Raw genomic sequence first — 26606 nt, forward strand, 5'->3', positions numbered from 1 at the left:
GCTTTGCAGCGCCGTCGGCGCCTGCCAGGACATCGGAGGTATTCTCGCGTTAGTCTTAACCAACCGATAAGCCTCTGCCGGATGGCACGAGCTGGAGGCAAAGGCGCTGCCGTGATGCTTCTCCGAGGCGAGCTCGAGGTAACGCCGTGCCACCGTCTCGCGTCCAAGTGCGCGGTTCGACGGCGGGCCCGCTGCCGCCTGCGGCGGCCTCTCTGCCTACCCGACAGCACGATCGGCAACGTCACCGCCCGACGAAACCGCGTCGCGCCAGCCCTGCCAGCGCACCGCGCACGCGGGCGCGATCGGTGATGACGCCGCGGGATGAGCTGAACAGGCGGACCACCAATTGCCGCCGTTGCGCTTCGTCGGGCTGCAGGCGCAGATGCGTGGTCGTCCTGGAGACGGCCTCGACCGACGCCTCGAGCCATCCGAGGCCGTCGAGATGCAGCGGCAATCGGGTGCCCGGCCGGGTCATGCGATGATGCGGTGGACCGGCCACGCGGGCCGACGACAGCGACAGCGCCTCGATCTTGCACGGCACGACCTCGCCGCTCTGCGCCAGCCAGCCCGCCTCGTCGCTCGGAAACAGGTCCTCGCCGCGCGGCAGCTCGAAGCAGACGAGAAACGCGATGAAGGCGATCAGCATCGCGATGCCGGCCCATAACAGATTGAAGTAGTCGATCGACGAGATCTCGCTGGCTGCATTCGGCGACACGAACGCCCAGACGATGGCCGCCGCCGAGCTCGCGGCGATCCCGCCGAAGATCGCGGCGAGCTTGCCGTGGACGCGCGGCTTGGAGCGGTCGCCGCCCTTGTCGGTCACCTTGAAGGGGCGGCCAAACGGCCGGACCAGCGCGCTGAACAAGGTGACCGTGACGGCAAAGCAGGTCACTGCATGGGTCGCTTCCATGAACAGCGGCAGGGTCTTGGAACGCGAGATCCAGCCCATGTAGATGATCGTCCCGAGCAGCGCCGGCACGCCGTAGCGCAGGAACGACAGATAGTCGGCCTCGAACGCCGGCAGCCCGGCGAACCAGTAGATCGGCGGCGCGATCAGAAGCAGCACCATGAACGGCTTGCAGGCCCAGTTGAGCACGCCATGCAGGAAGTGCCAGCGCTGGGTGAAGCTGTAGCCGCGGCTGCGCAGCGGACCATCGCGCAAGAGCGCGACCTGAATCGTGCCGAGGCACCAGCGGGCGCGCTGGGTGATGTATTCGGGCACGCCTTCCGCCGAGAGGCCGAAGCTGAGCGGTTCGTTCAGCCAGACCGTGCGATGGCCGCGCTTGAGCAGCGTGTAGGTGAGGTTGAGATCCTCGGAGATCGCCGCGTGCGGGAAGCCGCCGATCTCCATGAGCCGCTCGCGGCGGACGACGAAGGAGGTGCCGACACAGAACGCGCAGCCCCAGGCGTCCTTCGCCGGCTGGAACACGTCGAAGAAGAAGCGCTGGTCGTCGACCCAGTGGCTTGACGCCAGCAGATTGTGCTGGATCGGATCGGGGTTGTAGTAGAATTGCGGCGTCTGCACGACGGCGATATCGGGCTCGGACAGCAGCAGGCCGACCGTCCGCTGGAGGAAGTCACGGCGCGGGGCGAAGTCGGCATCGAGCACCAGGATCACCGGCGCGTTCGATAGCTGCGCCGTCGCCGCAAGCGCGTTGTTGAGATTGCCGGCCTTGGCGCCCTTGTTGTCGGGCCGCGTCAGATGGCGCGCGCCGACCTCGTCGCAGAAGGCGCGGAGCCGATCGCGCCTGGTATCGTCGAGCACCCAGACGGTCTTGTTGGGATAGTCGAGCGCGAGCGCGGCGAGGATCGAGCGCTCGACAATCTCCATAGGCTCGTCATAGGTGCAGATGAACACGTCCACGACCGGCTGCTCGCCCCGTGCGGCCAGCGCAGCTTGCGCGGCGTCGGCCTGTCCCGAGCGATCGACGCTGCGGGTCAAGATCAGAATCGACATCAGCGTGTAGGAGATCGCCACGATCTCGAGCGTGATGAACAGCCGCGGCCACAGCGCCTGCAGGGTCAGGTCGAACACCGGCAGCGTGTCGTGCCAGCGCCACAGCGTGTAGATCAGGAGGAACGACGCTGCGGTAGCGCCGAACAGCAGGCGGTCGCGCCGGCGCGTCGGATCGAGCAGACGCGCCATCACGAGGAGCCCGAGCAGGACTCCGAGATCGGTGGTCAACACCGAGGCGTCATTGCTGGGGAGCGGAAACATCAGGGGACCCTTGCGCCGGTGAAAGGATTCCAGCCGGTCTCGGCGAGCACGGCCCAGGCGGTAGCACCGAGATGCGGGCGCTTGTAGTAGAAGAAGTCCTGGATGGTGGTCGCGCCCGTCGGGTCGATCGACAGACCCGTGGTGAGGCGCGCGTTGCGCGTCGCGTTCAGCAGTCCCGTTGCCGTGCGGTCGGCACGCAACCCTGCAAGCAGCTCCTCGCTGGCAGCGGCATCTCCGACCATGCGATAGGCCAGCGCCGCCTGCGCGGTGCCCTCGACCCAGACGCCGTCGCGATCGCTGTTGAAATCGAAGCCTCCGTCGACGGCAAGATGAGTTTCGGCAAAGCGCAGCGCGCTGCGCCAGTCGGGCGCATCCGTCACCGCCATCCACGGCCAGAGCTGCACGTCGAGCGCGAGCAGATTGTCGTCGGCGAGGCGGCCGTCGGGCTTGGTGCCGAGCAGGAAGCGATCGCCGCGGAACGTGCGATCGAGCAGGCGGCGCGCCGTCTGCGCGGCATCCTGATAGCGCGGCTCCAATGTGATACGATGGAGCCAGGAGGCCACGGCGTAGACATCGGCATTATGCTCGGTCGACATCCAGCTGAGGCGCACCTGCTGCGGATCGTAACCGTGATAACCGCCGCTGAAGCCGTCCGCTCCGTTCGTTGCGCTGGCAATGATCCAGTCCATCAGGCGCCGCGCGCTGGACAAGTAGCCCTCCTCGCCGGTCGCCTGATGCAGCGTCAGCAGCGCCAGCGCTGCCCAGGCGACGTTGCCGGTCGCGGTGCCGTCCTGCGCGGCATCCTCGCCCCAGATCTTCTTCTGGTCGTCCCACCAGCCAGGCAGCAGCGCCGCCCCGGGGCCGACAGGACCGGCGCGATAGGCATTGCGAAGGCGCCCATCGCCGAAGGTGCGATCATGAGCGGCGGCATGCATCAGCGCGTTGCCGATCACGCGGCCCTCGTCGGTGCGACCGCATGCGACCAGCGCGATCGCTGCCAGAGCGTTGTCATAGGTGAACGCCGTCGTCGAAAGGCCGAGCGGCAGCCCCTCCTCGTCGGCACCCGGCTCGTAGCTGCGAATGAACGCCGCGTCACGGCCGGCGAGGCCAGGCTCGACGGCCTGCACCAGTCCCGCACAGAGCGGAGTCTCGGCCCGCATCGGCGATGCGCCGCCGAGCAGAGCGATCACCGCCATCATCATGGAGAGAAGCCTCATTGTGCCGAGACCGCGCGCGCCGTCGGAAGCCACTGCTCGTCCAATACCGGCTGCTGCGCCGGGTGCGACCGCAAGGCGGAGTCGAGCTTGGTGACACCGGCACGGCGCGTCGCTTCGTCCGGCTCAGACGGGTCCAGGTCGGTCAGCGACGCAACGAGGTGGCCGAGCCGGCGCCATGTCACCGACATCGACGGCACGATGCCATTGTCGCGCGTCACGGTGACCCACTGCCCCACCGTGCAGGCCGGTGTCGCCGCGGAGGTCGGCTGCGCCGCCGGTTTTTCGTCGGCAGCATCAGGTGTAATCATGACATAGAGCTCGCGCCGCTCGGTCTGCGGAAATGGCACGGCAAAGCGCTCGTCGACCTTGTCGCTGGTCTTCGGCAGCACGGCGCTGACGATGCCGCTATGAAAGCCGCCGCCATCGATGCGCACCTTGGTGCCCGGCTTCATCGCTTCGCCCTGGCGATAGGAGAAGATCGCGACCACAAAACGCTTGTCGCAATCGACCACCGAGGCGATCGTATCGCCGGCGCTGACGTGGCGTCCGGTGTCGGCGCCCACCGCCAGCACCTTGCCGGGACCGGGCGAGAGCACGTCCGCGGCAGCGAGCCGCGCCAGCCGCGCGCGCTCCGACTTGATCAGGCCCTCGAGATCATCGAGCACGGCCGCCTGCTGTTTCTCCTCGATCTCCATCCGCCTTGCATCGAGATCGATGTCACGGCGCTTCTGACTGAGCATGTTCAGCGCGACCAGATCCTCGCCGACATAGACGCCGGCGTCGAGCGCCTTCAGCTGTGTCAGCTTCTGGTTCAGCTTGGCAGTCTGCGCATCGGTGTCGTGCAGCGCCGCCGCATATTGCTGCTCGGTCGGCTTCAGCATCTCGACGCTGGCGGCATCGCGCGCGACCATGCGGTTCTGGCGGTCGACGATGGCCTTCTTCTCGCTGCTCTGCGCGTTCGACTGCGCGACGCGGGCACGCAGCTCCTCGATCTGGGACTGCAACTGCGCCTTCAACTGACCGGCTTGGCTCGCGATCTCCCGATCGAGCGAGCTGACATAAGCGACGTCGGACTGATGCTTGGCGCGGGTGGCGTCGAGCTTCTGACGCGCGTCGCCCGCCTTTTCTTCCAGCGAGATGAGCGTGGCGCGGTCCAGCCGCGGATTGGTGATCTCTGCGAGGCGGTCGCCGGACCGAACCTCGCCACCCGGCTTGGCCGTGAGCGAATCGACCTGGCCCGCGATCGGGGACGTCAGCAGCATCACCGGCGCATCGACCACGGCGCGATCGGACTGGTCGGCCACGATCGGCGGCACCACCGCGGTCAGCATCAGCGCCGAGAGGATGCCGGCCACGCCGAGCGCCGACACCCTGAGGATCACGGGATGGCGCTGTGGCTGGGTTGCGGTCTTCGGAGCGGCGGGACGTTGCGCGGGGGCTGGCTTGAAACCGTCATCGAAGCGATCGGTCATCAGGTCTCTTTCGGTTTGGGGTGACACGCCCCGAAAGACGCTTCCTCGGCTGATCCGGAGTTCCAGGCTCCGGTCTCGATGGCTCAACCCAAACCAGATCGCGGGCACATCGTTTCAAGCTGCGCCCGATCTCCGCGCTCACCTCCGGTCACGTTATGTTGCAGTGCGATGGCGCGGTTTCCGCTTGCGGCCGCGCTCAATCCTCATTCGCCTTGAAGCGTCCGAGTCCCTTCAAGATGAACGGCGCGATCAGAGCAATCAGCGCGACGACCAGAAGCGTTGCAGAGATCGGCGACTGCAGCAGGGTCATGGGGTCCCCAAGGCTGATCGCGAGCGCCCGCCGCAACTGGCTCTCGGCGATCGGCCCGAGGATGAGCCCGACCACGACGGGCGCAATCGGGAAATCGAACCGGCGCATCAGGAAGCCGAGCACGCCGAAGCCGGCCAGCATCGACAGTTCCACGACCGACGGTTTTGCCGCGATCGTGCCCATGGTCGCGAACACGAGGATGCCAGCGTAGAGCCATGGTGTCGGGATCGCGAGCAGCTTCACCCACAGGCCGACCAGCGGCAGGTTGAGGACGAGCAGCATCGTGTTGGCGATGAACAGGCTCGCGATCAGGCCCCAGACCAGGTCGGGCCGCTCGGCGAACAACAGCGGGCCCGGGTTGAGACCATACTGCTGGAAGCCGGCGAGCATCATCGCGGCGGTCGCCGACGTCGGCAGGCCGAGCGTCAGCAGCGGCACCAAGGTGCCCGCGGCGGAGGCGTTGTTGGCGGCCTCAGGGCCGGCGACGCCTTCGATCGCGCCTTTGCCGAATTGGTCAGGATATTTGGTCAGGCGCCGCTCGGCAGAATAGGACAGGAACGTCGGGATCTCCGCCCCGCCCGCCGGCAGCGCGCCGATTGGAAAGCCGAACATGGTGCCGCGCAGCCACGGCTTCCACGACCGCTTCCAGTCCTCGCGCGTCATCCACAGCGAGCCCTTGATGGCCTCGATCTTCTCCTCGGTATGATGCCGGCGCGAGGCGACGTAGAGCGCCTCGCCGACCGCGAACAGGCCGACCGCCAAGGTCGTCACCTCGACACCATCGAGCAGCTCGGGCACGCCGAAGGCGAGCCGCGCCTGCCCGGTGAGCTTGTCGATGCCGATGAGGCCGAGCGTGAGACCAATGAACAGGCTGGTGAGGCCGCGGATCGGTGAATCGCCGAAGGTCGCGGACACCGTGACGAAGGCGACGCACATCAGCGCGAAGTAGTCCTCCGGCCCGAAGCGCACGGCGATGTCGACGAGGTAAGGCGACAGGAAGGCGAGACCGATCGTGGCGATGGTGCCTGCGACGAAGGAGCCGATCGCCGCGGTCGCCAGCGCCGGGCCGCCGCGGCCGGCCTTGGCCATCTTGTTGCCCTCGAGCGCGGTCGCCATCGAGGCGCTCTCGCCAGGCGTGTTGATCAGGATCGCGGTGGTCGATCCGCCATACATGCCGCCATAATAGATGCCAGCGAACATGATCAGCGAACCGCCGGGATCGAGCTTGTAGGTGACCGGCAGCAGCAGGGCGACCGTGAGCGCCGGCCCGATGCCCGGCAGCACCCCGACGGCGGTGCCGAGGAACACGCCGACCAGCGCATAGAGCAGGTTCATGGGCTGGACGGCGATCGCCATCCCATGCGCGAGTGCGGCAAAGGTGTCCATCAGAGCAGTCTTTCGAGCGGACCGGCGGGAAGGCTCAAGGTCAGGAGGCGGTCGAAGGCGAGATAGATCGTGGTCGTCAGCACCGCGCCGATGACGAAATCGGTGACAAAGGCGCGCCGGCCGAACGCCGCCGACGTCGTCACGAACAGCGCCGTCGTCGCCAGGATGAAGCCGCCGCCGAAGCCGATGATGGCGATCAGCAGCGCAAGTCCGACAAGAATGAGCAGCACCGCGACCGGATCGGAGCTCTCGCGCGGCGGCAGGTTGCCTCTGACGGCATCGATCAGATTGGCCAGTGCAAGAATGCCGAGCCCGATCGCGATCACGACCGGCATGACCTGCGGGCCCATGCCGTACATCGTGGTCGCCGGGATCTGATTGGCGTCGTAGACCAGCACGAGCGCGACGGCCGCCAGGAGCGCCGCAATGACGATGCCGGCCTTGTCGACGCCTCCCGAGGCGGGTGTCTCGGTGCCGGCGCGCTCCGTCGTCATGACTTGACGAGGCCGACCGACTTCAGCACGTCGGTGACGCGCACGTTCTCCTTCTTCAGGAACTCGGCGAAGGCGTCCCCCGGAAGATAGGCGTCATCCCAGCCCTTCTGTTTCAGGATCTCCTTCCAGGAATCCGACTTCACCATCTTCTCGACGGCCTCGCTGAGCGTCTTTTTCTGCTCCGGCGTAATGCCGGGCGCAGCGACGACCGAGCGCCAGTTGGCGAGCACGAGATCGATGCCCTGCTCCTTGAAGGTCGGGATGTCGACGCCGGGAATGCGCTTCTCCGAGGATATGCCGATCGCGCGCAGCTTGCCGCTCTTGATCTGCCCGTCATACTCGGACAGGCCGGAAATGCCGGCGGTGACCTTGCCGCCGAGGATCGCCGCCAGCGACTCGCCGCCGCCTGAGAACGGGATGTAGTTGACCTTCTTGGCGTCGGCCCCGACGGCGCCGGCGAACAGCGCGGCCATGACGTGATCGACACCGCCGGCCGAGCCGCCGGCGAAGGTGACCTTGGCGATGTCGGCCTTCAGCGCCGCGGCGAGATCCTGCGCGGTCTTGATCGGCGATGCGGCCGGCACGACGATGACCTGGATCTCCTCGGTCAGCCGCGCGATCGGCGTCACCTGCTCCAGCGTCACCGGCGACTTGTTCATGGCGAGCGCGCCGACCATCACGAAGCCGTTGACCATCAGCTGGTTGCCGTCGCCCTTGGCGCCGGTGACGAACTGCGCGATGCCGACGGTGCCGCCGGCGCCGGCGACGTTGGTCACCTGGACGCTGCGTGCCACACCCGACGCCACGAAGGCCTGCTGCATTGCCCGCGCGGTCTGGTCCCAGCCGCCGCCGGGCGCGGCCGGCGCCATGACCTTCAACTCGAGTTGCTGGGCGAAGGCTGGAGTACCGGCAAGCACAGTCAAAGCGACGACCGCGCCGAACAGGCGCGTACAGAACGAATTCAAAGCGGTCCTCCACGGTCGGCCGAACGAACGGCTCGCGTTTCTTTTGCCTCTGAGGAACGGCATTTCAGCGGGAAATGCGGCCGCTGTCCAGACGGGATTGCTCGCGCCGTCGCCCGCGTTGCAGCAGCAGCCTTGGGAGAACGAGACGGTTGTGGGAGGAGCGGCCTAACCGCAAGTCCAGACCATCCCCACCGGCGTCCGCGTCCAGCACGGGCCGAAGCTGCCGCCATTGTAATGGCCGCGATAGAAGCCGGGCTGGCCGAAATAATGCCACTCGCCGTTGTAGAGCATGTATTTCGGCGTACCGTCGATATACCAATGGCGGCGGCTGCCGCGCGGCCCGTTGCGCATGGCCTCCTTGTCGGCATAGAGCGGCAGGCTGTTGTTGGGCGGCTGCTTGTAGCCGGGCAGGAAGCCATAGCCCTGCCAACGGTGCGCCTTGCGCTTGTGCGACGGCGCCGCGGACGCGATCGCGGGCACCAGCAGCAGAAGCATCACGATCGCGACGATGAAACGATGCGGCATCACGGCAGCCCGATGGATACGAGGGTCTCGAATCTTCAGTTCGATTGCGGCACGGCAACGGCCGTTCCGTCATGAAATGTTTCAGCGATGCCGCCGATGCGCGCGGCGCGGCGGAGGCGACGGCGGGGCGTAGAAGGGATTGAGGTCGCACATCGCCGCACGGCCCGACGCCGTCGCGCGACATTGCGGCAGCGACGTATAGCTGCAGTCGATCCACTCGCCACCGCCAAACCGGCCGCCTTCATAGACCTTCATGCACACGGGATAGCGCGGATCGTAGGCTTGGGCGTGAGCAGAGCCCGATAGGACGGACCCGACCGCCAAACCCAGCGCGAGGGCGCTCCAGTTGAGGACACGCATGCAGGACCTCCGGAATCGACGTCTCGCCGGCCCAGGCCGATTCCCGAGACGGTGATTGCCCCTGCTCTGTATCGCCAGGGCGTCAAGGCCGCAATGACGCCATTACAACAGGTCGGCCTGCTCTCCGCCGCGGAACCCCATCGCCAGCACGTAGCGCTCCGACGAATCCTGCCGGCTCGCCGCCGGCTTGACGTGACGGACGCTGGCGTAATCGCGCTTGAGCTGCGCCATCAAGTCGGCATCGGCGCCGCTCTGGAACGTCTTGGCGAGAAAGCTGCCGCCCGGCTTGAGCACCTCGCTGGCGAAATGCGCGGCGAGTTCGACGAGACCGACAATGCGCAACTGGTCGGTCTTGCGGTGGCCGGTGGTGTTGGCCGCCATGTCCGACATCACCACATCGGCACGCCCGCCGAGCATCGCGCGGAGCTTTTCGGGCGCATCCTGGGCATGAAAGTCGAGCTGGGTGAAGGTGACGCCGGGGATCTCGCCCATCTCCAGCAGATCGATCGCGATCACCCTGCCCTTCCCGGCTTCGGCCCCGACCCGGCGCGCCGCGATCTGGCTCCAGCCGCCGGGCGCGGCGCCGAGATCGAGCACCGTCATGCCGGGCTTGAGCAGATGATGCTTGTCGTCGATCTCGAGCAGCTTGTAGGCCGCGCGCGAGCGATAGCCGTCGCGCTTGGCTTGCGCGACATAGGGATCGTTGAGCTGGCGCTCCAGCCAGAGTTTCGAGGACAGCTTGCGCTTGCCTCCGGTCTTGACCTGCACATGCATGCGGCCGGTGGTGTCTTTTGCCATGTGTTTCTCGGTCGTCGTGACCAGACGCGGGAGGCGAAAATCCGTCCACGCTCGAGGTCTGGCGGAACTACAAAGGTCACCCTCCCCCTCCAGGGGAGGGTGAAGTCGCTACGCCGTGCGCAGCGCGCCGTCTTCGCGCATCATCTCGACCAGCATGCCCTCGCGCAGGCCGCGATCGGCGACGCGCAGGCGCGGCAGCGGAAAGGACCGGCGGATGGCGTCGAGAATGGCGCAGCCCGCCAGAACGAGATCGGCGCGGTCGATGCTGATGCAATTGTTCTCGGCGCGCTCCTGGTAGCTCATCGCCAGCAGCCTGCCGATCGTCGTCGTGATGTCGGCGTCGTTGATCCAGATGCCATCGACCCGGCGCCGATCGTAGCGCGCGAGGTTGAGATGGATGCCCGCCAGCGTCGTCACGGTGCCGGAGGTTCCAAGCAGATGCATGCCGGCGAGATCGCCGCCGTTCTCGGCCGCGAACGGGCCAACATGCTCGGCCACGGCCTCGACCATGGCGGCATAGATCTCCGGCGTCACGTCACGGCCGCCGAACCGTTCGGCCAGCGTCACGACCCCGAGCGGGATCGACATCCATGCCTTGATCCGCGGCTCGGCGTTGCGGTCGCCCGCATCGCGCTCGATCCGGACCAACTCGCTGGAGCCGCCGCCGATGTCGAACAGGATCGCCCCTCGCCCGCCGGGATCGAGCAGCGGCGCGCAGCCCTTGACGGCCAACGCCGCCTCGGTCTCGCGGTCGATCACCTCGAGCTCGATGCCGGTCTCCGCCGCAACCCGGCTGCGGAACCCCTCGGCATTGGCCGCAGCGCGGCAGGCCTCGGTCGCGATCAGCCGCAGGCGCCTGGCCTTCTTCGACTGGATCTTGTCCCGGCAGATGCTGAGCGCCGCGATGGCCCGATCCATCGCCGCGTCGCTGATGCAGCCGGTGGTCGAGATGCCCTCGCCCAGCCGGACAATGCGCGAGAAGGAGTCGACCACGCGGAAACTGTCGCCCGAAGGACAGGCGATCAGGAGCCGGCAATTGTTGGTTCCGAGGTCCAGGGCCGCGTAGACGCTGCTGCCATTGCTGGCGCAGGAAGGCGTCGCGACGTCCAGACCCGGACGCAAGCCGGGCTCCAAGTTCCCGCGCGGCGCGGGACTCTCCCGCAGCCGCGTGTCATTGATCATTCAAATGTCTTTCCGCTGGCCGAACCGGCCCAGATGGAAGTTCTCTTTCGTGAGACATTATCAGTGGATAGCGCCGGCGCAACAGCCCCTCCATCAGGCGTGATGCACCATTCCTAATCAACCGTTGTCCGGCCGCGGGCGCTGCACTATCTGGGAACAGCCCGCATTTGCGACCAATTCAGCCCCTTGGGTCCTCATCCATGCAAGATCACACCTCCCCGGCCTCCCTCGAAAACGCGATCGCGCTGCAGAAATTCGGCGTCGGGCAGCCGGTCCGGCGCAAGGAGGACGACACGCTGGTGCGCGGTCACGGCAAATATACCGACGATTTCAACCTGCCCGGCCAGGCCCATGCCTGGATCGTGCGCTCCAGCCACGCCCACGGCATCATCAAGGGAATTGATACCGCGGCCGCAAAGGCGATGCCCGGCGTGCTCGGGGTGTGGACCGGCGCCGACCTCGCCGGAGCCAATTATGGTCCGTTCACCTGCGGCCTGCCGCTGAAGGGCCGGGACGGCTCGCCGCTGCTGCAGACCAACCGGCCGGCGCTCGCCACCGACAAGGTCCGCTTCGTCGGCGACCCCGTTGCGTTCGTAGTCGCGGAGACCGCGGCCCAGGCCCGCGACGCGGCCGAGGCGGTCGAGCTCGATATCGAGCCCCTGCCCGCGGTCACCAATGCCGAGGAAGCCGCCAAGCCCGGCGCGCCGCAGCTCTATGACCATATCCCCAACAACGTCGCGCTCGATTATCATTACGGCGACACGGCCAAGATCGAAGAGGCCTTCGCCAAGGCCGCGCACGTCACCAAGCTCGACATCGTCAACACCCGCGTCGCCGTGGTGTCGATGGAGCCGCGCGTCGCGCTCGCGGCGTTCGACGGCAAGACCGAGCGCTTCACCTTGCAGGTGCCGACCCAGGGCGTGTCCGGCAACAAGGCGACGCTGGCGAAGATTCTGAACGTCGCGCCGGACAAGGTCCGCATCCTCACCACCAATGTCGGTGGCTCCTTCGGGATGAAGAACGTCTCCTATCCCGAATATGTCTGCATCCTGCACGCCGCCAAACAGCTGGGCCGCCCCGTGAAATGGCGCGACGAGCGCACCACCGCCTTCCTGTCCGACAGCCAGGGCCGCGATCAGATCATCCATGGCGAGCTGGCGCTCGACGCCGACGGCCGGTTCCTCGCTGTGAGACTGTCCGGCTACGGCAATCTCGGCGCCTACATCATGGGCGTCGCACCGCTGCCGCTGTCGCTCAACACCGGCAAGAACCTCGCCAGCGTCTACAAGACGCCGCTGCTCGGCGTCGATATCAAGACCGTGCTGACCAACGTCACCCTGATGGGCGCCTATCGCGGCGCCGGCCGTCCCGAGGCCAACTACTTCATGGAGCGCTTGATCGACACCGCCGCGCGCGAGATGGGCATCGACCGTCTCACCATCCGCAAGCGCAACTTCATCAAGCCGAGCCAGATGCCGTTCCCGGCGGCGTCGGGCGTCACCTACGACTCCGGCGACTTCGCCGCGGTGTTCGAGAAGGCACTGCAGGTCTCCGACTACGCCGGCTTCGCCAAGCGCAAGCGCGAGAGCCGCAAGAACGGCAAGCTGCGCGGCATCGCGGTCGGCTCTTATCTCGAAGTGACCGCGCCGCCCTCGGGCGAGCTCGGCAAGATCACCTTCGACGCCGATGGCGGCGTGACCCTGACGACCGGCACGCTGGACTACGGCCAAGGCCACGCGACTCCGTTCTCGCAGGTCTTGTCGGCGCAACTCGGCGTGCCGTTCGAGAAGATCAGGCTGGAGCAGAGCGATTCCGATCTCGTGCGGTTCGGCAACGGCACCGGCGGCTCGCGCTCGATCACCGCGACCGGCCAGGCCATCGTCGAGTCCTCACAGCTCGTCATTGCCAAGGGCAAGCAGGCCGCCGCGCATCTGCTCGAAGCCTCGGAAGCCGACATCGAGTTCGCGGGCGGCCAGTTCACCATCGCCGGCACCGATCGCAGCATCGACATCATGGAGCTGGCGCGCCGCCTGCGCGAGGGCAAGATGCCCGACGGCGTGCCAGCCTCGCTCGACGTCGACCACAACTCGACAGTAACGGAATCGACGTTCCCCAATGGTTGTCATGTCTGCGAGGTCGAGATCGAACCGGACACCGGCGTCGCGCAGATCGTCGCCTACACCGCGATCAACGATTTCGGCACGGTGATCAACCCGATGATCGTCGCCGGCCAGCTCCATGGTGGCGTCGCCCAGGGCATCGGCCAGGCGCTGATGGAGCATCTACGCTACGACGAGAGCGGCCAGCCGATCACGGGATCTCTGATGGACTACGCGCTGCCGCGCGCCTCCGACGTGCCGATGATGACGGTCGACAACCATCCGGTGCCGGCGAAGTCCAACCCGCTCGGCACCAAGGGCTGCGGCGAAGCCGGCTGCGCCGGCTCGATGGCATCCGTGATCAACGCGGTGATCGACGCACTGTCCGACTACGGCGTGAAGCATCTCGACATGCCGCTGACCACCGAAAAGCTCTGGCGCGCGATCCAGGACGGCAAGGCGAGGACCGCGGCGTAGCCGCTTCGCTCGCGATGAGGCGAAAACTCTCATTGCCAAACGAAAAGCCCGTAGCCCGCATGCGGGGTCTCACGGGCTGTATCGGTGAACCCGGATGTCGCTCCCGCCTGCACCCGCTGGGCGCCGGCGTGCGCGCATCCGGGCTACGGACTGTCGAGATTGGGCCGCGGGTCCTCTCCACGTCATTGCGAGCGTAGCGCGTAGCGAAGCAATCCAGACTGCCTCCACGGCAACACTCTGGATTGCTTCGCTGCGCTCGCAATGACGGGAGTGTGGGGCAAGCAGCGTACCCAGAACTTCGCCGTCATCGTCCGCGCAGGCGGAGCATGACAGCTGTCTTTTGGATGCCGCGTGCCTCTTGCCAAGTCCGTCCGCTAGGCGGCCGCCTGCGCGCGCGGCTGATAGATCGCCACGTGATGGCAATGCGCGAGTGGGCGGTCGCCATTGGCGACCACCAGCGCATCGATCTCGACGAAGCGGTGGCCCTTCTTCTCGTAGTTCGCGACCACCCGGCCACGCGCCGTGATCTCCTCGGCTTCTGCAATCGCCGACAGCAATTGCATTCGGCTGCCGACGTGAATCCAGGGGCCGAGGACGACATTGTCGACCAGCAGCCGGTTCATCACCCTCTGCAACATGCCCGGGTGACCAAGCCGCTCGTTTGCATAGATCGGATCGCGCTCGCGAATCTCAGAGAGATAGGCGGTGGCCGCCTGCCCTGGCCACGCGCGTGCCGCCGTGCCGAGCCAGCTGCCGACAGCGAACGACTCCGCGCTGACGAGCGGCCGCACCGCCGCGGCTGGAACCTCTCGATATTCGGCCAGAGCGATGTCGGGCGCTGACGCGGGCAGCGACGCGGAACCGGTGGCGCAGATCTCACCTTTACTCACGACCTCCAGGCTGAGCCCGTCGCCGACCTCCTCCGCCCTGACCTCGGCGATCTCGCCGTCATAGACCGGCTTGGTGAACCGCGCCTCGATCAGCCCGCGCTCCAGGAATGCCCGGCCCCAGCGCACAACCGGCTGATGCAGCATATAGGCCAGCACTTCGACGCCGGGCACGAGGCCGCCCGCGAAGCCGAACCGGCGCGCCACGCTGTCATCGTGCATCTTGTTCTCGGACTGCTTGGCCGTGTTGAACGCCTCGACCGCATAGGTCGCGATTCCGTCTGCCATCCTTGCCTCCCTTTGACCCTTTTCGGGCGATGGTAACGGCCGGAAAGGTCCTGGCAAGGCCAGCGTTTGGCTCGCAATTTGGCTGGCGATGGGGTACCAACCGGCCACCCCCAGCAGAACGCCAGATGACGACCGAAACCGCCGAGCTCGCCCCTGTCACGATCTATGTCGACGCCGACGCCTGTCCGGTGAAGGACGAGATCTATCGCGTCGCGATCCGCCACGGCCTGCCAGTGATCGTGGTCGCGGGCGGCTTCATCCGCGTGCCCGAGGATCCCCTGATCACGCGCGTGGCGGCGGGCAGCGGCATGGATGCCGCGGACGACTGGATCGCAGAGCGCGCCGGCGCCGACGACGTCGTCATCACAGCGGACATTCCGCGGGCGAGCCGCTGCGTCAAGGCCGGCAGCGCGGTGATCGCGCCGAACGGCAAGGCGTTCACCGAGGAGTCGATCGGCATGACGCTCGCCGTGCGCAACCTCATGACCGATCTGCGCTCGTCCGGCGAGGTCACCGGCGGGCCGCGCTCGTTCACGCCGCGCGACCGCTCCACCTTCCTCTCCACCCTCGATCAGACCATCCGCCGCATGCAGCGCCAGCGCGCCGCGCGGATGCAGCAGCAAGGCTAGACCCATGGCGCCGCCTCTCATCCAACTCAAGGACATCCGCCTGACCTTCGGCGGCACCGCCCTGCTGCAGGGCGTCGAGCTGTCGGTCTCGCCGGGCGAACGCGTCTGCCTGATCGGCCGCAACGGCTCCGGCAAATCGACGCTGCTCAAGATCGCCGCCGGCCTCGTCGAGTGCGACAGCGGCACGCGCTTCGTGCAGCCGGGCGCCACCGTGCGCTACCTGCCGCAGGAGCCGGACTTCTCCGGCCATGCCACCACGCTGTCCTATGTCGAGGCCGGGCTCGGTCCCGGCGACGATCACTATCAGGCGCGCTATCTCGTCGAGCAGCTCGGCCTCACCGGCGAGGAAGATCCGGCGCATGTTTCCGGCGGCGAGGCGCGCCGCGCGGCGTTGGCGCGCGTGCTCGCGCCCAACCCCGACATCCTGCTCTTGGACGAGCCGACCAACCATCTCGACCTGACCACGATCGAATGGCTGGAGAACGAGCTCGACGGCCGAAGCTCGGCGCTGGTGCTGATCAGTCACGATCGCCGTTTCCTCACCAATCTGTCGCGCGCGACCGCCTGGCTCGACCGCGGCCAGATCAAGCAGATCGACCGCGGCTTTGCGGCGTTCGAGGCGTGGCGCGACGAGGTGCTGGCGGAAGAAGAGCGCGAGCAGCACAAGCTCGACCGCAAGATCGTCAACGAAGAGCACTGGCTGCGCTACGGCGTCTCCGGCCGCCGCAAGCGCAACGTCAAGCGGCTCGCCAACCTGCATGCGCTGCGCCAGCAGCGCCGCGACTATCGCGGCACGGCGGGCGCCGCCAACCTCGCCGCGGCCGAGGCCGACAAGTCCGGCAAGCTGGTGATCGAAGCGAAGGGCGCTTCGAAGAGCTTTGGTGATCGCAAGATCGTCGACAACTTCTCCATCCGCATCCAGCGCGGCGACCGCATCGGCATCGTCGGCCCGAACGGCGCCGGCAAGACCACGCTGGTCAACCTGCTCACCGGCGGCAGCGAGCCGGACAGCGGCAGCATCCGGCTCGGCGTCAATCTGGAGACGGCGACGCTCGACCAGCACCGCGAGAGCCTCGATCCCCGGACGACGCTCGCCGAAGCGCTGACCGGCGGCCGCGGCGATCACGTCATGGTGGCCGGCAAGCCGAAGCACGTCGTCGGCTACATGGAGGACTTCCTGTTCTCGCGCGAGCAGATGCGCACGCCGCTCGAAGTGCTCTCCGGCGGCGAGCGCGGCCGGCTGATGCTGGCGCGCGCGCTGGCCAAGCCATCGAACCTGCTGGTGCTGGACGAGCCGACCAACGATCTCGACCTGGAGACACTCGATGTGCTCGAGGACATGCTCGGCGACTACGAGGGCACGGTGATCCTGATCAGCCACGACCGCGACTTCCTCGATCGCGTGGTCACCTCGGTGATCGTCCCCGAGGGCAACGGCAAATGGCAGGAATACGCCGGCGGCTACAGCGACATGCTGGCGCAACGCGGCGCCGACCTAAAGCGCCAGCATGCCAAGGCGGCTGAGGAGAAGAAGGAAACCAAGCACGCGGCCACGGCGCCTGCGAGCGCGCCGAAGCGCAAGCTCTCCTTCAACGAGAAGCACGCGCTGGAGACCTTGCCGAAGACGATCGCCAAGCTGCAAGCCGAGATCGCCAAGCAGCAGGCCGTGCTCGCCGACCCCGCGCTGTATGCGAAAGACCGCAAGAAATTCGACGCCGCCTCCCTCGCGATCGCCACTGCGCAAGCCGAGCTCACCGCCGCCGAGGACCGCTGGCTCGAGCTCGAAGTGCTGCGCGAGGAGATCGAGGGCGCGTAACGTTCATCGAAATCACTTCGTCATTGCGAGCGACGTGAAACAATCCGGGGCTGCAGCCGGACTCTGGATTGCTTCGTCGCTTCGCTCCTCGCAATGACGGCAACATGGAGTAAATGACATGACCACCCCGCTCGCCGCCAGGATCGCCCGGGAGTACGGCACGCCCTGTGCCGTCATCGACATGGACAGGGTCGAGCGCAACATCGCGCGCATTCAGGCCCAGTGCGAGGCCGCGGGCGTCGCCAACCGGCCGCACATCAAGACGCACAAGAGCCCGGTGCTCGCGAAGCTGCAGATCGAGGCGGGCGCGCAAGGCATCACCTGCCAGAAGATCGGCGAGGCTGAGATCATGGCGGGTGCCGGCATCGACAATATCCTGATCAGCTACAACCTGATCGGCGAGGAGAAGATGGCACGCCTCGCCGCGCTGCAAGCCAAGGCCGACATGACGGTCGCCGCCGACAACGCGACCGTGATCGCCGGCCTGCCGCAGGCGGCAAAACAATCCGGCCGCACGCTCTCGGTCGTGGTCGAATGCGACACTGGGCGCAAGCGCGCCGGCGTCGAGACGCCGACGGAAGCGATCCAGCTCGCGCGCCAGATCGCAGCGTCAGACGGCCTGCGCTTCGCCGGCTTCATGCTGTATCCGACCGAGACCGGCTGGGACGAGGCGCAGCGGTTCTATGACGAGGCGCTGGCCGGCGTCCGCGCCGACGGGCTGGACGCGGCCATCGTCTCGACCGGCGGCTCGCCCAACCTGAAGAATCTCGGCAAGCTCAAGGGCGCCACCGAGCATCGGCCCGGCACCTACATCTACAACGACCGCATGCAGGTCGCCGCCGGTGTCGCGACCTGGGACGACTGCGCGCTGCACATCTATTCGACCGTCGTCAGCCGCGCCGCACCGGAGCGCGGTATCCTCGACGCCGGCTCTAAGACGCTGACGACGGATACCGGCGGCCTCGACGGCCACGGACTGATCCTGGAGCACCCGGAAGCGAAGATCGCGCGCTTCGCCGAGGAGCACGGCTTCCTCGACCTGTCGCGCAGCAATACCCGTCCCAATGTCGGCGACGTCGTGCGCATCATCCCCAACCACGTCTGCGTCGTCGTCAACATGATGGACGAGGTCGTCATGGTCCGCGGCGAGGAGATCCTGGGCACGCTGCCGGTCGCCGCCCGCGGCAAGCTGCTGTAGGGCGAAACTCTCTCGCAGCGTCATTCCGGGGCAGCCGCACTAGCGGCTGAGCCCGGAATCCATACGCCCGATCGTGGTTATGGATTCCGGGCTCGCCCTCCGGGCGCCCCGGAATGACGACGGTGTTTGTGGCCGCCCGCTCGGCTATTCACTGCAGCTGTTCCGCCAATCTTCCATGGAATCGTAGATGACGGCCTCGGGCCAGCGAGGATCAAGCTCGCGGCGCCGTGTCCACGTCAAATGGACTTGAGCCACGCAGCCTCCCCCGAGCGCTACAAGAACGTCGTCGCAGTCCTCGCGTCGGGCGACGATCCTGAGGGACCGATTAGCCAGCGCATGATTGGGACCTACTTCGCGCGCAAGTTCTTCTTCGAACGCGGCGCGGAGCTGATCGTCCGTCATCCAAGACCAGGGCTCGGGAAGCTGGTCAGACATTGCCTGCCATTTCCCCCGCACGCCACTTCAACACGCCCTTCCCCGCGGCGACCCCGGTCGCAAACGACGCCTGCAGCAGGTAGCCGCCGGTCGGGGCTTCCCAGTCGAGCATTTCGCCGGCGGCGAACACGCCGGGCAGGCGTTTGAGCATGAAGTCGGCGTCGAGTTCGTCACGCGCGATGCCGCCGGCGCTGGAGATCGCGCGCGCCAGTCCGGCGGTGCCCGTCAGCTTGATCGGCACGGCGTTGATCAGTGCAGCGAGACGGTCCGGCAACAGCGATGACAGCGACAGGCCTTGCGCTTTTGCCGCCTCCTGCAGCAGGCCGATCGCGACGGGGGACAGTTGCAGCGCCTTGCGCAGGACATTCGAGAACGACTGCTTGCCGCGGGGCGCTGACAGCCGCTTGACCAGATCGGCGGTCGCAAGATCGGGTCGCAGCGCGACGTCAAGAATGGCCGCGCCTTCCAGAGCGATTGCCTCGCGCAACTCGGCGGACAGCGCATAGACCGCGCCGCCTTCAATGCCGTCGCGCGTGACGATAGCCTCGCCGCGGACGCTGCGATCAGCAAACGACAGCGCGATGCCTTTGAGCGGCTGGCCTTCGAAGCGGCCGCGGAAGATGTCCGACCAGGCGACAGTGAAGCCGCAATTGGCCGGCCGCAGCGGCGCAATCGCGACCCCCTTCGCGGCGAGAAGCGATGCCCAGCCCCCGTCGGAGCCGAGCCGCGGCCAGCTGGCGCCGCCGAGCGCGAGCACGGTCGCATCGGCCGTGATCGCGCGCAGTCCTGCCGGTGTCTCGAATATCAGCCGCCCTGCCTCGTCCCAGCCGGTCCAGCGATGCCGCAGCTCGAAGCGCACACCCTGCGTGGCCAGCCGGCGCAGCCACGCGCGCAGCAGCGGCGAGGCCTTCATCGCGGTCGGAAACACGCGGCCCGAGGAGCCGATGAACGTGGGCTCGCCGAGCGCCTCGCACCAGTCGCGCAGCCGCTGCGGCGGGAAAGCGCGGATGGCCGGCTCCAGCCACGCCGCCGCCTCGCGATAGCGCGACAGGAAGGCGGACAGCTCTTCGCTATGGGTGAGGTTGAGGCCGCCGCGCCCTGCCATCAGGAATTTGCGCGCGACCGACGGCATCGCGTCGTAGACGGTGACGGCGGCACCGCGCTCAGCCAACACCTCGGCCGCCATCAGCCCGGCCGGCCCGGCTCCGATGACGGCAACTTGCTTGGATAAGGTCATGACTGGAGTTTAGGGCCATGGCGTCACCACACAACAGGTCGTCATGCCCGGGCTTGACCCGGCCATGACGGCGGAGGGTGCGATGTATGCTGCCTTACAGCTTGATCCCCAGCCGCGCTGCGGCCTGACCGACGTATTTCTGTGTCTGCTCGAACGCACCCTGCAGCGCCCGCGCCCTCGACATGTCGCTGATCTCGGCAAAATGCGCGGCGATCGCGTCCGGTGTCCACTCCTCCGGCGGCAGGTTGATCCCTTCGCTCTCGAGGATCTTGATCACCGCAAAGGAGCCGGCGCCGGCGCCCATGATGGTGCGCGTGGGCGCGTCCTCGCTGAGCAGATATTCCACCGCAGGCGTGATCGATTCCGGCTTCATCAGCTCCAGAGCCTGCGGCGGCAGCAGCTCCTCGGTCATGCGGGTCGCGGCCGTCGGCGAGATGATGTTGACACGGATGTTGGTCTTGCGGCCCTCCTCCGCCAGCACGTTCATCAGGCCGACCATGCCGGTCTTGGCCGCGCCGTAGTTGGCCTGGCCGAAATTGCCGAACAGACCGGAGGATGATGTCGTCATGACGATGCGGCCGTAGTTGCGCTCGCGCATGCCGTTCCACACCGCCTTGCAGCAGTAGAAAGTGCCGACCAGATGCACATCCAGCACCTTGGCGAAATCGGCAACCTCCATCTTGCCGAACGACTTGTCGCGCAGAATGCCGGCATTGGCGCACATGATGTCGACGCTGCCCCACTCCTTGCTGGCGCGCTCCACCATCGCGGTGACCTGCTCGAAATTCGAGACGTCGGCGCCGTCGGCCATCGCGGTGCCGCCGGCCTTGCGGATCTCCTCGACCACCGTCTCCGCCGCGGTCATCGAGCCGCCGGTGCCGTCGCGCGCGCCGCCGAAATCATTGACCACGACCTTGGCGCCGCGGCTCGCCAGCCCCAGCGCATGCGCGCGCCCCAAACCATTGCCTGCGCCGGTGACGATGGCGACGCGCCCGTCGAATCTGATTGCCATGTGTCGTTCCTATTTGTCGCTCGTCATGCCCGGGCTCGACCCGGGCATCCATCCACTTCGAAAGACTCTCGGACTTGATGGATCGCCGGGTCAAGCCCGGCGATGACGAAGGGTGGGTTGTGACGAGGTGAGTTAGCTCAGATAGATGAGTCCGATCCAGTCGGCGACCAGCGCGGGCTTGTCCTCGCCCTCGATCTCGACCGTGACGTTGGTGCGCGACTGCAGCTCCTTCGGCTTGCGCAGAGTGGCTTCGGCAAGGACGAAGCGGCCGCGCACGCGTTTTCCCGATCTCACCGGCGAGATGAAGCGCAGCTTGTCGAAGCCGTAGTTCACGCCCATCGCAGTACCCTCGATCGCCGGCATGACCTCATAGGACATGACCGACAGCAGCGACATCGTCAGGAAGCCGTGCGCGATCGTGGTGCCGAACGGCGTCGCCTTGGCCTGCTCGGGGTCGACGTGAATGAACTGATGATCCTCGATCACGTCGGCATAGGTGTCGATGCGCTTCTGATCGAGCACGTGCCATGACGACACGCCGATCTCCTGGCCGACCATAGCCTGATAGGCTGCAAGCGAAATCGGCGGCTTCTTCCAGATCTTGTTCATGCGTTCCTACACCTCGTGCCCGGATGGCCTCGTTTTCAACTCCGGGAAATCCTCTTCCTTGAATTCCGTGCCGCGCAGATGGTCCGTGCGGTTGTCCTCGTGCTCCAGCCGGCGCAGCTGCACCCGGCGGATTTTTCCGGAGATCGTCTTCGGCAGCTCGCTCACGAGCTCGAGCCGGCGGATGCGCTTGAATGGCGCCAGGCGCGCCTGCAAATGGGTGAAGATCGACAGCGCCGTGGCGCGCGAGCGCTCCGCGCCAGCCGTCAGCAACACATAGGCTTTCGGTATAGCAAGACGGATGGGATCCGGAGACGGCACAACGGCAGCCTCGGCGACGGCCTCATGCTCCAGCAGCACGCTTTCCAGCTCGAACGGCGAGATGCGGTAGTCGGACGATTTGAACACGTCGTCGGAGCGGCCGACGAAGGTGAGATAGCCGTCATCGTCCTGGAACACGACGTCGCCGGTGCGGTAGCGCATGCCATCGGCGCCGGACAGCTGACCGTCGTCGCCCTGATAGCCCTGCATCAGGCCGGCCGGACGCTCGCCGGTGAGCGCCAGCGTGATCTCGCCTTCGCCGGAGAGATTGCCGTCGATGTCGGCGACCTCGACGCGATAGCCCGGCAGCGGCCGCCCCATCGAGCCGATCTTCAGTTTCTGGCCCGGCGAGTTGCCAACGATCGCCGCGGTTTCGGTCTGGCCATAGCCGTCGCGAATCGTCAGCCCCCAGGCGGCACGCACCTGATCGATCACCTCCGGATTGAGCGGTTCGCCGGCGCCGCAGGCCTCGCGCAGCGAGACCTTGAAGTCGGCGAGATGCTCCTGGATGAACAGCCGCCACACCGTGGGCGGCGCGCACAGCGTCGTGACGCCGCAGCGCTTGATGATCGCGAGCAGCCCCTTGGCGTCGAAGCGCGGCTGATTGACTACGAATACCGTGGCGCCGGCATTCCAGGGCGAGAAGAAGCAGCTCCAGGCATGCTTGGCCCAGCCCGGCGAGGAGATGTTGAGGTGCACGTCGCCCGGCTGCAGGCCGAGCCAGTACATGGTCGAGAGATGGCCGACCGGATAACTGCGATGGCTGTGCCGCACCAGCTTCGGCTTGGCCGTGGTGCCCGAGGTGAAATAGAGCAGCATCGGATCATCCGGCTGCGTCGGCCCATCCGGCGTGAACGCCTCGGCCGCGCCCGCCGCCTGCTCGAACGGCAGCCAGCCGGCAGGTGCGGCCGGCGCGCCGACGACGATGCGGACGAGATCATCGGCGCCCAGATCGGCGAACTTCGCAACCTGATCCTGCGCCGCGACCACGGCCTTGGCGCGGCCGCGCTCCAGACGATCGCGCAACTCGTCGGTGGTCAGCAGCGTCGTCGCGGGGATCACGACGACGCCGAGCTTCATCGCCGCCAACATCGTCTCCCACAGCGGCACGACGTTGCCGAGCAGCAGCAGCAGATGGTCGCCGCGCTTCAAGCCCTGCGCGCGCAGGAAATTCGCGACCTGGTTGGAGCGGCACGACAACGCCGCAAACGACAGCTTGGTCTGGCGGTCCTGCGCGGCGTCGAAGATCCAAAGCGCGGTGCGGTCGCGGCTCTCCGGATCGGACGCGAGTTCGGCATCGAACCAGTCGAGCGCCCAGTTGAACGGGACGGCATCGGGCCAGCGGAAACCCTTCACGGCCGCATCGTAGTCGGTGCGATGCGCCAGCAGAAACGCGCGTGCGTCCTTGAATGTCGTCATCAGGTGGTCCCGGCGAGCTTGCGAACGTGCTGAATGATCCCGGAAAAATCGACGCCGCCATGGCCGGCGGCCTCGAACGCCTTGTAGATCTCCTGCGCGTGCTGGCCAAGCGGGGTCGCCGCGCCGGCGGCCTTGGCGGCATCCTGCGACAGCGTGAGGTCCTTCAGCATCAGCGCGGTCGCAAAGCCGGGCTTGTAGTCGTTGTTGGCGGGCGAAGCCGGCACCGGGCCCGGCACCGGGCAATAGGATGTCAGCGACCAGCACTGCCCCGACGAGGTCGATGCGACGTCGAACAGCGCCTGATGCGACAGGCCGAGCTTTTCACCCAGCGCAAACGCCTCGCTGACCGCGATCATCGAAATGCCGAGGATCATGTTGTTGCAGATCTTGGCCGCCTGCCCCGCGCCGGCGCCGCCGCAATGGACGATCTTCTTGCCCATCTTCTCAAGGATCGGCTTGGCCGCAGCGAACGCGCTCTCCTCGCCGCCGCACATGAAGGTAAGCGTTGCGGCCTTGGCGCCGCCGGTGCCCCCGGACACCGGCGCGTCCACGGCGGCGATGCCGTGCCTTGTGGCCAGCGCATGCGCGGCGCGCGCGCTCTCGACGTCGATGGTCGAGGAATCGATGATCAGCGCGCCCTTGGACATCGCCGGCACGACCTCGTTCCAGACCGCCTGCACATGCTTGCCGGCCGGCAGCATGGTGACGACGGCATCGGCGCTTTTGGCCGCGGCGACGGCGCTGTCGGCGATTTCGGCGCCATCGGCCTTGGCCTGGGCGCGCGAGGTCTCGACCAGATCGAACGCGACCACCTTGTGGCCGGCCTTGACCAGGTTGGCGGCCATTGGTCCACCCATGTTGCCGAGGCCGATGAATGCGATCGTTGCCATGGTTCGTTCTCTCCCCTCGACCTGATTGTTATCTGCTCTGCGGAAAGGTCAGCTCGTCGGCGCCAATCTCGGCAAGATATGGCGCCAGCATGTCCGGTGTCACCTGATCGACATCAGGCGGCGACCATCTGGGATTGCGGTCCTTGTCGATGATCGCCGCACGCACGCCCTCGCGGAAATCGTCGCTGCGGAACACTTCGAGCGCCGCACGATACTCGCGCACCAGGCATTCCTCCAGGGACGCCGCACCGCGTGCCAGTCGCAGCAGCTCGAGCGTCACGACCATGCCGCGCGGCGACTTCTCCTGCAGCGTCTTCAGCGTCGCCAACGCGAGCTCCGAGCCGTCCGCTTTCAAGGCGGCAAAGATGTCGTGCATGCTGTCATGGGCGAACCAGGCGTCGATCTTGGCCTGCTGCGCCGCCACCGGGCCGGACGTCTCCGACGTCGCGAAGCCTGCGATCAGCCGGTCGATCTCGATCGACAGCGTCCCCGGCCTGACTTTGGTCAGGACCTCGCGCAGCGCCGGCCATTTCTCGGTCGGCACCACGGCATCGGCAAAGCGCGCATGGATCGCATCGGGCCCGTTCATGGTCTGCCCCGTCAGGCCGAAATAGGCGCCGAGTTCGCCGGGCGCGCGCGACAAGAGCCAGGTGCCGCCGACGTCGGGAAAGAAGCCGAGCCCGACTTCGGGCATTGCGAGCTTGGTCTTCTCGGTCACGATGCGGTGGCGGCCATGCGCCGACAGCCCGACGCCGCCGCCCATCACCAGCCCGTCCATATAGGCGACATAGGGTTTTGGAAACGCCGCGATGCGCGCGTTCATGATGTATTCCTGGCGCCAGAACACCTTGCCGAGATCGCCATTCGTCTTCGAGCTCTCATAGAGCCCGCGGATATCGCCGCCTGCACAAAGTCCACGCTCGCCCGCGCCTTCGAGCACGACAATTGCGACGGCCGGATCGCCCTCGAACCGATCCAGCGCGGCGTCGATGCCCATCGACATCTCCAGCGTCATCGCGTTGATCGCCTTCGGCCGGTTCAGCCGGATGATGCCGGCCGAGCCTTCGCGGCGGACGATCAGGTCGCCTTCGATAGCCTCGGTCATCGCGCCGCCTCGATCAGCTTGCGCGACACGATCAGGCGCATGATCTCGTTGGTGCCTTCGAGGATCTGGTGCACGCGCAGGTCACGCACGATCTTCTCGATGCCGTATTCGCTCAAATAGCCGTAGCCGCCATGCAGCTGCAGCGCCTGGTTGGCGACCTCGAAGCCGACATCGGTCCCGAAGCGCTTGGCCATAGCGCACAGCATGGTCGCGTCAGCATCCTTGCGGTCGAGCGCAGCCGCCGCGCGCCAGACGAAGGTGCGCGCCGCCTCCAGCTCGATTGCCATGTCGGCGATGCGAAACTGCAGCGCCTGGAATTCGTCGAGCCGCTTGCCGAACGCCTTGCGCTCTTTCGTATAGGCCAGCGTCTTGTCGAGCGCCGCCTGCGCGCCGCCGAGCGAGCACGCGGCAATGTTGAGGCGGCCGCCGTCGAGCCCGGCCATGGCGATCTTGAAGCCGATGCCCTCCTCGCCGAGCCGGTTGGCCACCGGAACGCGCGCATTCTCGAAGATCACCGCGCGGGTCGGCTGCGCGTTCCAGCCCATCTTGCGCTCATTGGCGCCGAACGACACGCCGGGGGTATTGGCATCGATCACCAGGGTCGAGATGCCGCCGGGACCGTCGGCTCCCGTGCGAACCATCGCAACGAGGATATCCGTGGCGCCCGCGCCGGAGATGAACTGCTTCTGGCCGTTGAGCACGTAGTCGTCGCCCTCGCGCGCCGCGCGCGTGCGCAGCGCCGCCGCATCGGAGCCCGCGCCCGGCTCGGTGAGGCAATAGCTCGCGATCAGGTCCATGGCGCAGAGCTTCGGCAGGTAAGCTTGGCGCTGGGCCTCGGTACCGAAGGTGTCGATCATCCATGAGGCCATGTTGTGGATCGAGATGAAGGCCGACACTGTGGGGCAGCCCGTCGCCAGCGCCTCGAAGATCAGCGCCGCATCGAGCCGGCTGAGACCCGAGCCGCCGACATCGTCGCGGATGTAGATGCCGCCCATGCCGAGGCTTGCGGCCTCCCGCATCACATCGACGGGAAAATGCTTCTCCTCGTCCCAGCGCAGCGCATGCGGCGCGATCTTCTCCGCCGCGAAGGCGCGCGCCATGTCGCGCACCGCGATCTGATCCTCGTCGAGAGCGAACTGCATCCGTTCTCCGCGTTTCCTGGTCTTGTTTGTTGGCAGTGGCGCCTCTTCACACTCCGTCATTGCGAGCGAAGCGAAGCAATCCAGAGTCTTTCCGCGGAGGCAGCCTGGGTTGCTTCGC

The 26606-nt window shown here is 66.8% G+C and carries 21 protein-coding genes and 1 pseudogene; 4 read left to right on the forward strand and 18 right to left on the reverse strand.

All coding sequences use genetic code 11. From position 1 onward, the window contains the following. Positions 1-241: 241 nt before the first annotated feature. The 10 genes from QX094_RS29410 to QX094_RS29455 all read right to left on the reverse strand — a co-directional run bounded on the left by QX094_RS29410 (position 242) and on the right by QX094_RS29455 (position 10927). Positions 242-2218 carry a cellulose synthase catalytic subunit gene (locus QX094_RS29410; protein ID WP_316185947.1) on the reverse strand — a complete coding sequence of 659 codons (1977 nt, stop codon included), beginning with the start codon at positions 2216-2218 and terminating at the stop codon, positions 242-244. Beyond that, entirely contained in the window at positions 2218-3420 is a 1203-nt protein-coding gene (locus QX094_RS29415) for a hypothetical protein (RefSeq protein ID WP_410052231.1), read from the reverse strand. Before QX094_RS29415 ends, QX094_RS29410 begins: the two co-directional genes overlap by 1 nt. Before the next feature lie 11 nt (positions 3421-3431). Then, positions 3432-4907: an HlyD family secretion protein gene (locus QX094_RS29420; RefSeq protein WP_315749781.1), complete on the reverse strand. Its 1476-nt coding sequence runs from the start codon at positions 4905-4907 to the stop codon at positions 3432-3434. A 196-nt stretch (positions 4908-5103) separates the two neighbouring features. Continuing rightward, on the reverse strand, positions 5104-6603 hold the full coding sequence (locus tag QX094_RS29425; RefSeq protein ID WP_315714419.1) for a tripartite tricarboxylate transporter permease: 1500 nt from the start codon (positions 6601-6603) through the stop codon (positions 5104-5106). Then, entirely contained in the window at positions 6603-7097 is a 495-nt protein-coding gene (locus QX094_RS29430) for a tripartite tricarboxylate transporter TctB family protein (protein ID WP_315714420.1), read from the reverse strand. Before QX094_RS29430 ends, QX094_RS29425 begins: the two co-directional genes overlap by 1 nt. Next, the gene (locus QX094_RS29435; protein ID WP_315714421.1) at positions 7094-8062 is read right to left on the reverse strand and encodes a Bug family tripartite tricarboxylate transporter substrate binding protein; all 969 of its coding nucleotides are present in this window, start codon (positions 8060-8062) and stop codon (positions 7094-7096) included. The genes QX094_RS29430 and QX094_RS29435 overlap by 4 nt, the downstream gene beginning before the upstream one ends. Positions 8063-8227: 165 nt before the next feature. Further along, positions 8228-8587, reverse strand: a complete 360-nt coding sequence (locus QX094_RS29440; RefSeq protein ID WP_315714422.1) for a hypothetical protein — start codon at positions 8585-8587, stop codon at positions 8228-8230. Between the two features lie 81 nt (positions 8588-8668). Beyond that, positions 8669-8947: a DUF3551 domain-containing protein gene (locus tag QX094_RS29445; protein WP_315714423.1), complete on the reverse strand. Its 279-nt coding sequence runs from the start codon at positions 8945-8947 to the stop codon at positions 8669-8671. A 102-nt stretch (positions 8948-9049) separates the two neighbouring features. Further along, complete coding sequence (locus QX094_RS29450) at positions 9050-9745, reverse strand: RlmE family RNA methyltransferase (RefSeq protein ID WP_315714424.1); 696 nt, start codon at positions 9743-9745, stop codon at positions 9050-9052. Between the two features lie 108 nt (positions 9746-9853). After that, positions 9854-10927: a Ppx/GppA phosphatase family protein gene (locus QX094_RS29455; RefSeq protein ID WP_315714425.1), complete on the reverse strand. Its 1074-nt coding sequence runs from the start codon at positions 10925-10927 to the stop codon at positions 9854-9856. Positions 10928-11127: 200 nt separating this feature from the next. On the opposite strand from QX094_RS29455, the gene QX094_RS29460 reads away from it, so the two are divergent. After that, positions 11128-13503 (forward strand): xanthine dehydrogenase family protein molybdopterin-binding subunit, encoded by a 2376-nt coding sequence (locus tag QX094_RS29460; RefSeq protein ID WP_315749777.1) that lies wholly within the window; start codon positions 11128-11130, stop codon positions 13501-13503. A gap of 374 nt (positions 13504-13877) precedes the next feature. Here the strand turns inward: QX094_RS29460 and QX094_RS29465 are convergent, their stop codons facing one another. Further along, positions 13878-14678, reverse strand: coding sequence for a hypothetical protein (locus QX094_RS29465; RefSeq protein WP_316164618.1), 801 nt, complete (start codon positions 14676-14678; stop codon positions 13878-13880). Positions 14679-14803: 125 nt separating this feature from the next. Between QX094_RS29465 and QX094_RS29470 the strand changes: the two genes are divergently transcribed. The 3 genes from QX094_RS29470 to QX094_RS29480 all read left to right on the forward strand — a co-directional run bounded on the left by QX094_RS29470 (position 14804) and on the right by QX094_RS29480 (position 18321). Then, positions 14804-15307 (forward strand): YaiI/YqxD family protein, encoded by a 504-nt coding sequence (locus QX094_RS29470; protein WP_316188409.1) that lies wholly within the window; start codon positions 14804-14806, stop codon positions 15305-15307. A gap of 4 nt (positions 15308-15311) precedes the next feature. Continuing rightward, entirely contained in the window at positions 15312-17123 is a 1812-nt protein-coding gene (locus tag QX094_RS29475; protein ID WP_315714430.1) for an ABC-F family ATP-binding cassette domain-containing protein, read from the forward strand. 118 nt (positions 17124-17241) lie between these two features. Next, complete coding sequence (locus QX094_RS29480; protein WP_316185945.1) at positions 17242-18321, forward strand: D-TA family PLP-dependent enzyme; 1080 nt, start codon at positions 17242-17244, stop codon at positions 18319-18321. A 427-nt stretch (positions 18322-18748) separates the two neighbouring features. Here the strand turns inward: QX094_RS29480 and QX094_RS29485 are convergent, their stop codons facing one another. The 7 genes and pseudogenes from QX094_RS29485 to QX094_RS29515 form a co-directional block, all read right to left on the reverse strand. After that, positions 18749-19993, reverse strand: coding sequence for a TIGR03862 family flavoprotein (locus QX094_RS29485; protein ID WP_316164616.1), 1245 nt, complete (start codon positions 19991-19993; stop codon positions 18749-18751). 94 nt (positions 19994-20087) lie between these two features. Beyond that, on the reverse strand, positions 20088-21005 hold the full coding sequence (locus QX094_RS29490) for an SDR family NAD(P)-dependent oxidoreductase (protein WP_316164615.1): 918 nt from the start codon (positions 21003-21005) through the stop codon (positions 20088-20090). A 132-nt stretch (positions 21006-21137) separates the two neighbouring features. Continuing rightward, positions 21138-21614: a MaoC family dehydratase gene (locus tag QX094_RS29495; RefSeq protein ID WP_315714434.1), complete on the reverse strand. Its 477-nt coding sequence runs from the start codon at positions 21612-21614 to the stop codon at positions 21138-21140. A 6-nt stretch (positions 21615-21620) separates the two neighbouring features. Continuing rightward, positions 21621-23351, reverse strand: a complete 1731-nt coding sequence (locus QX094_RS29500; protein WP_316164614.1) for an AMP-binding protein — start codon at positions 23349-23351, stop codon at positions 21621-21623. Beyond that, positions 23351-24259, reverse strand: a pseudogene (gene mmsB / locus QX094_RS29505) (3-hydroxyisobutyrate dehydrogenase); the annotation flags it as partial. The gene QX094_RS29500 and the pseudogene mmsB, both read right to left, overlap by 1 nt. Positions 24260-24269: 10 nt before the next feature. Then, positions 24270-25346: an enoyl-CoA hydratase/isomerase family protein gene (locus QX094_RS29510; protein ID WP_315714437.1), complete on the reverse strand. Its 1077-nt coding sequence runs from the start codon at positions 25344-25346 to the stop codon at positions 24270-24272. Continuing rightward, positions 25343-26488, reverse strand: coding sequence for an acyl-CoA dehydrogenase family protein (locus QX094_RS29515; RefSeq protein WP_315714438.1), 1146 nt, complete (start codon positions 26486-26488; stop codon positions 25343-25345). The genes QX094_RS29510 and QX094_RS29515 overlap by 4 nt, the downstream gene beginning before the upstream one ends. Positions 26489-26606 lie beyond the last annotated feature (118 nt).

The sequence above is a fragment of the Bradyrhizobium sp. SZCCHNS1050 genome, from assembly GCF_032484785.1.
Classification (GTDB): Bacteria; Pseudomonadota; Alphaproteobacteria; order Rhizobiales; family Xanthobacteraceae; genus Bradyrhizobium.

Bases quoted from the DNA above. Each gene is read 5' to 3' on its own strand.
- QX094_RS29420 (WP_315749781.1), bottom strand. From the start codon at position 4,907: ATGACCGATCGCTTCGATGACGGTTTCAAGCCAGCCCCCGCGCAACGT.
- QX094_RS29490 (WP_316164615.1), bottom strand. From the start codon at position 21,005: ATGGCAATCAGATTCGACGGGCGCGTCGCCATCGTCACCGGCGCAGGC.
- QX094_RS29510 (WP_315714437.1), bottom strand. From the start codon at position 25,346: ATGACCGAGGCTATCGAAGGCGACCTGATCGTCCGCCGCGAAGGCTCG.
- QX094_RS29465 (WP_316164618.1), bottom strand. From the start codon at position 14,678: ATGGCAGACGGAATCGCGACCTATGCGGTCGAGGCGTTCAACACGGCC.
- QX094_RS29430 (WP_315714420.1), bottom strand. From the start codon at position 7,097: ATGACGACGGAGCGCGCCGGCACCGAGACACCCGCCTCGGGAGGCGTC.
- QX094_RS29410 (WP_316185947.1), bottom strand. From the start codon at position 2,218: ATGTTTCCGCTCCCCAGCAATGACGCCTCGGTGTTGACCACCGATCTC.
- QX094_RS29440 (WP_315714422.1), bottom strand. From the start codon at position 8,587: ATGCCGCATCGTTTCATCGTCGCGATCGTGATGCTTCTGCTGCTGGTG.
- QX094_RS29515 (WP_315714438.1), bottom strand. From the start codon at position 26,488: ATGCAGTTCGCTCTCGACGAGGATCAGATCGCGGTGCGCGACATGGCG.
- QX094_RS29460 (WP_315749777.1), top strand. From the start codon at position 11,128: ATGCAAGATCACACCTCCCCGGCCTCCCTCGAAAACGCGATCGCGCTG.
- QX094_RS29415 (WP_410052231.1), bottom strand. From the start codon at position 3,420: ATGATGATGGCGGTGATCGCTCTGCTCGGCGGCGCATCGCCGATGCGG.
- QX094_RS29455 (WP_315714425.1), bottom strand. From the start codon at position 10,927: ATGATCAATGACACGCGGCTGCGGGAGAGTCCCGCGCCGCGCGGGAAC.
- QX094_RS29480 (WP_316185945.1), top strand. From the start codon at position 17,242: ATGACCACCCCGCTCGCCGCCAGGATCGCCCGGGAGTACGGCACGCCC.
- QX094_RS29445 (WP_315714423.1), bottom strand. From the start codon at position 8,947: ATGCGTGTCCTCAACTGGAGCGCCCTCGCGCTGGGTTTGGCGGTCGGG.
- QX094_RS29500 (WP_316164614.1), bottom strand. From the start codon at position 23,351: ATGACGACATTCAAGGACGCACGCGCGTTTCTGCTGGCGCATCGCACC.
- QX094_RS29475 (WP_315714430.1), top strand. From the start codon at position 15,312: ATGGCGCCGCCTCTCATCCAACTCAAGGACATCCGCCTGACCTTCGGC.
- QX094_RS29425 (WP_315714419.1), bottom strand. From the start codon at position 6,603: ATGGACACCTTTGCCGCACTCGCGCATGGGATGGCGATCGCCGTCCAG.
- QX094_RS29450 (WP_315714424.1), bottom strand. From the start codon at position 9,745: ATGGCAAAAGACACCACCGGCCGCATGCATGTGCAGGTCAAGACCGGA.
- QX094_RS29485 (WP_316164616.1), bottom strand. From the start codon at position 19,993: ATGACCTTATCCAAGCAAGTTGCCGTCATCGGAGCCGGGCCGGCCGGG.
- QX094_RS29470 (WP_316188409.1), top strand. From the start codon at position 14,804: ATGACGACCGAAACCGCCGAGCTCGCCCCTGTCACGATCTATGTCGAC.
- QX094_RS29495 (WP_315714434.1), bottom strand. From the start codon at position 21,614: ATGAACAAGATCTGGAAGAAGCCGCCGATTTCGCTTGCAGCCTATCAG.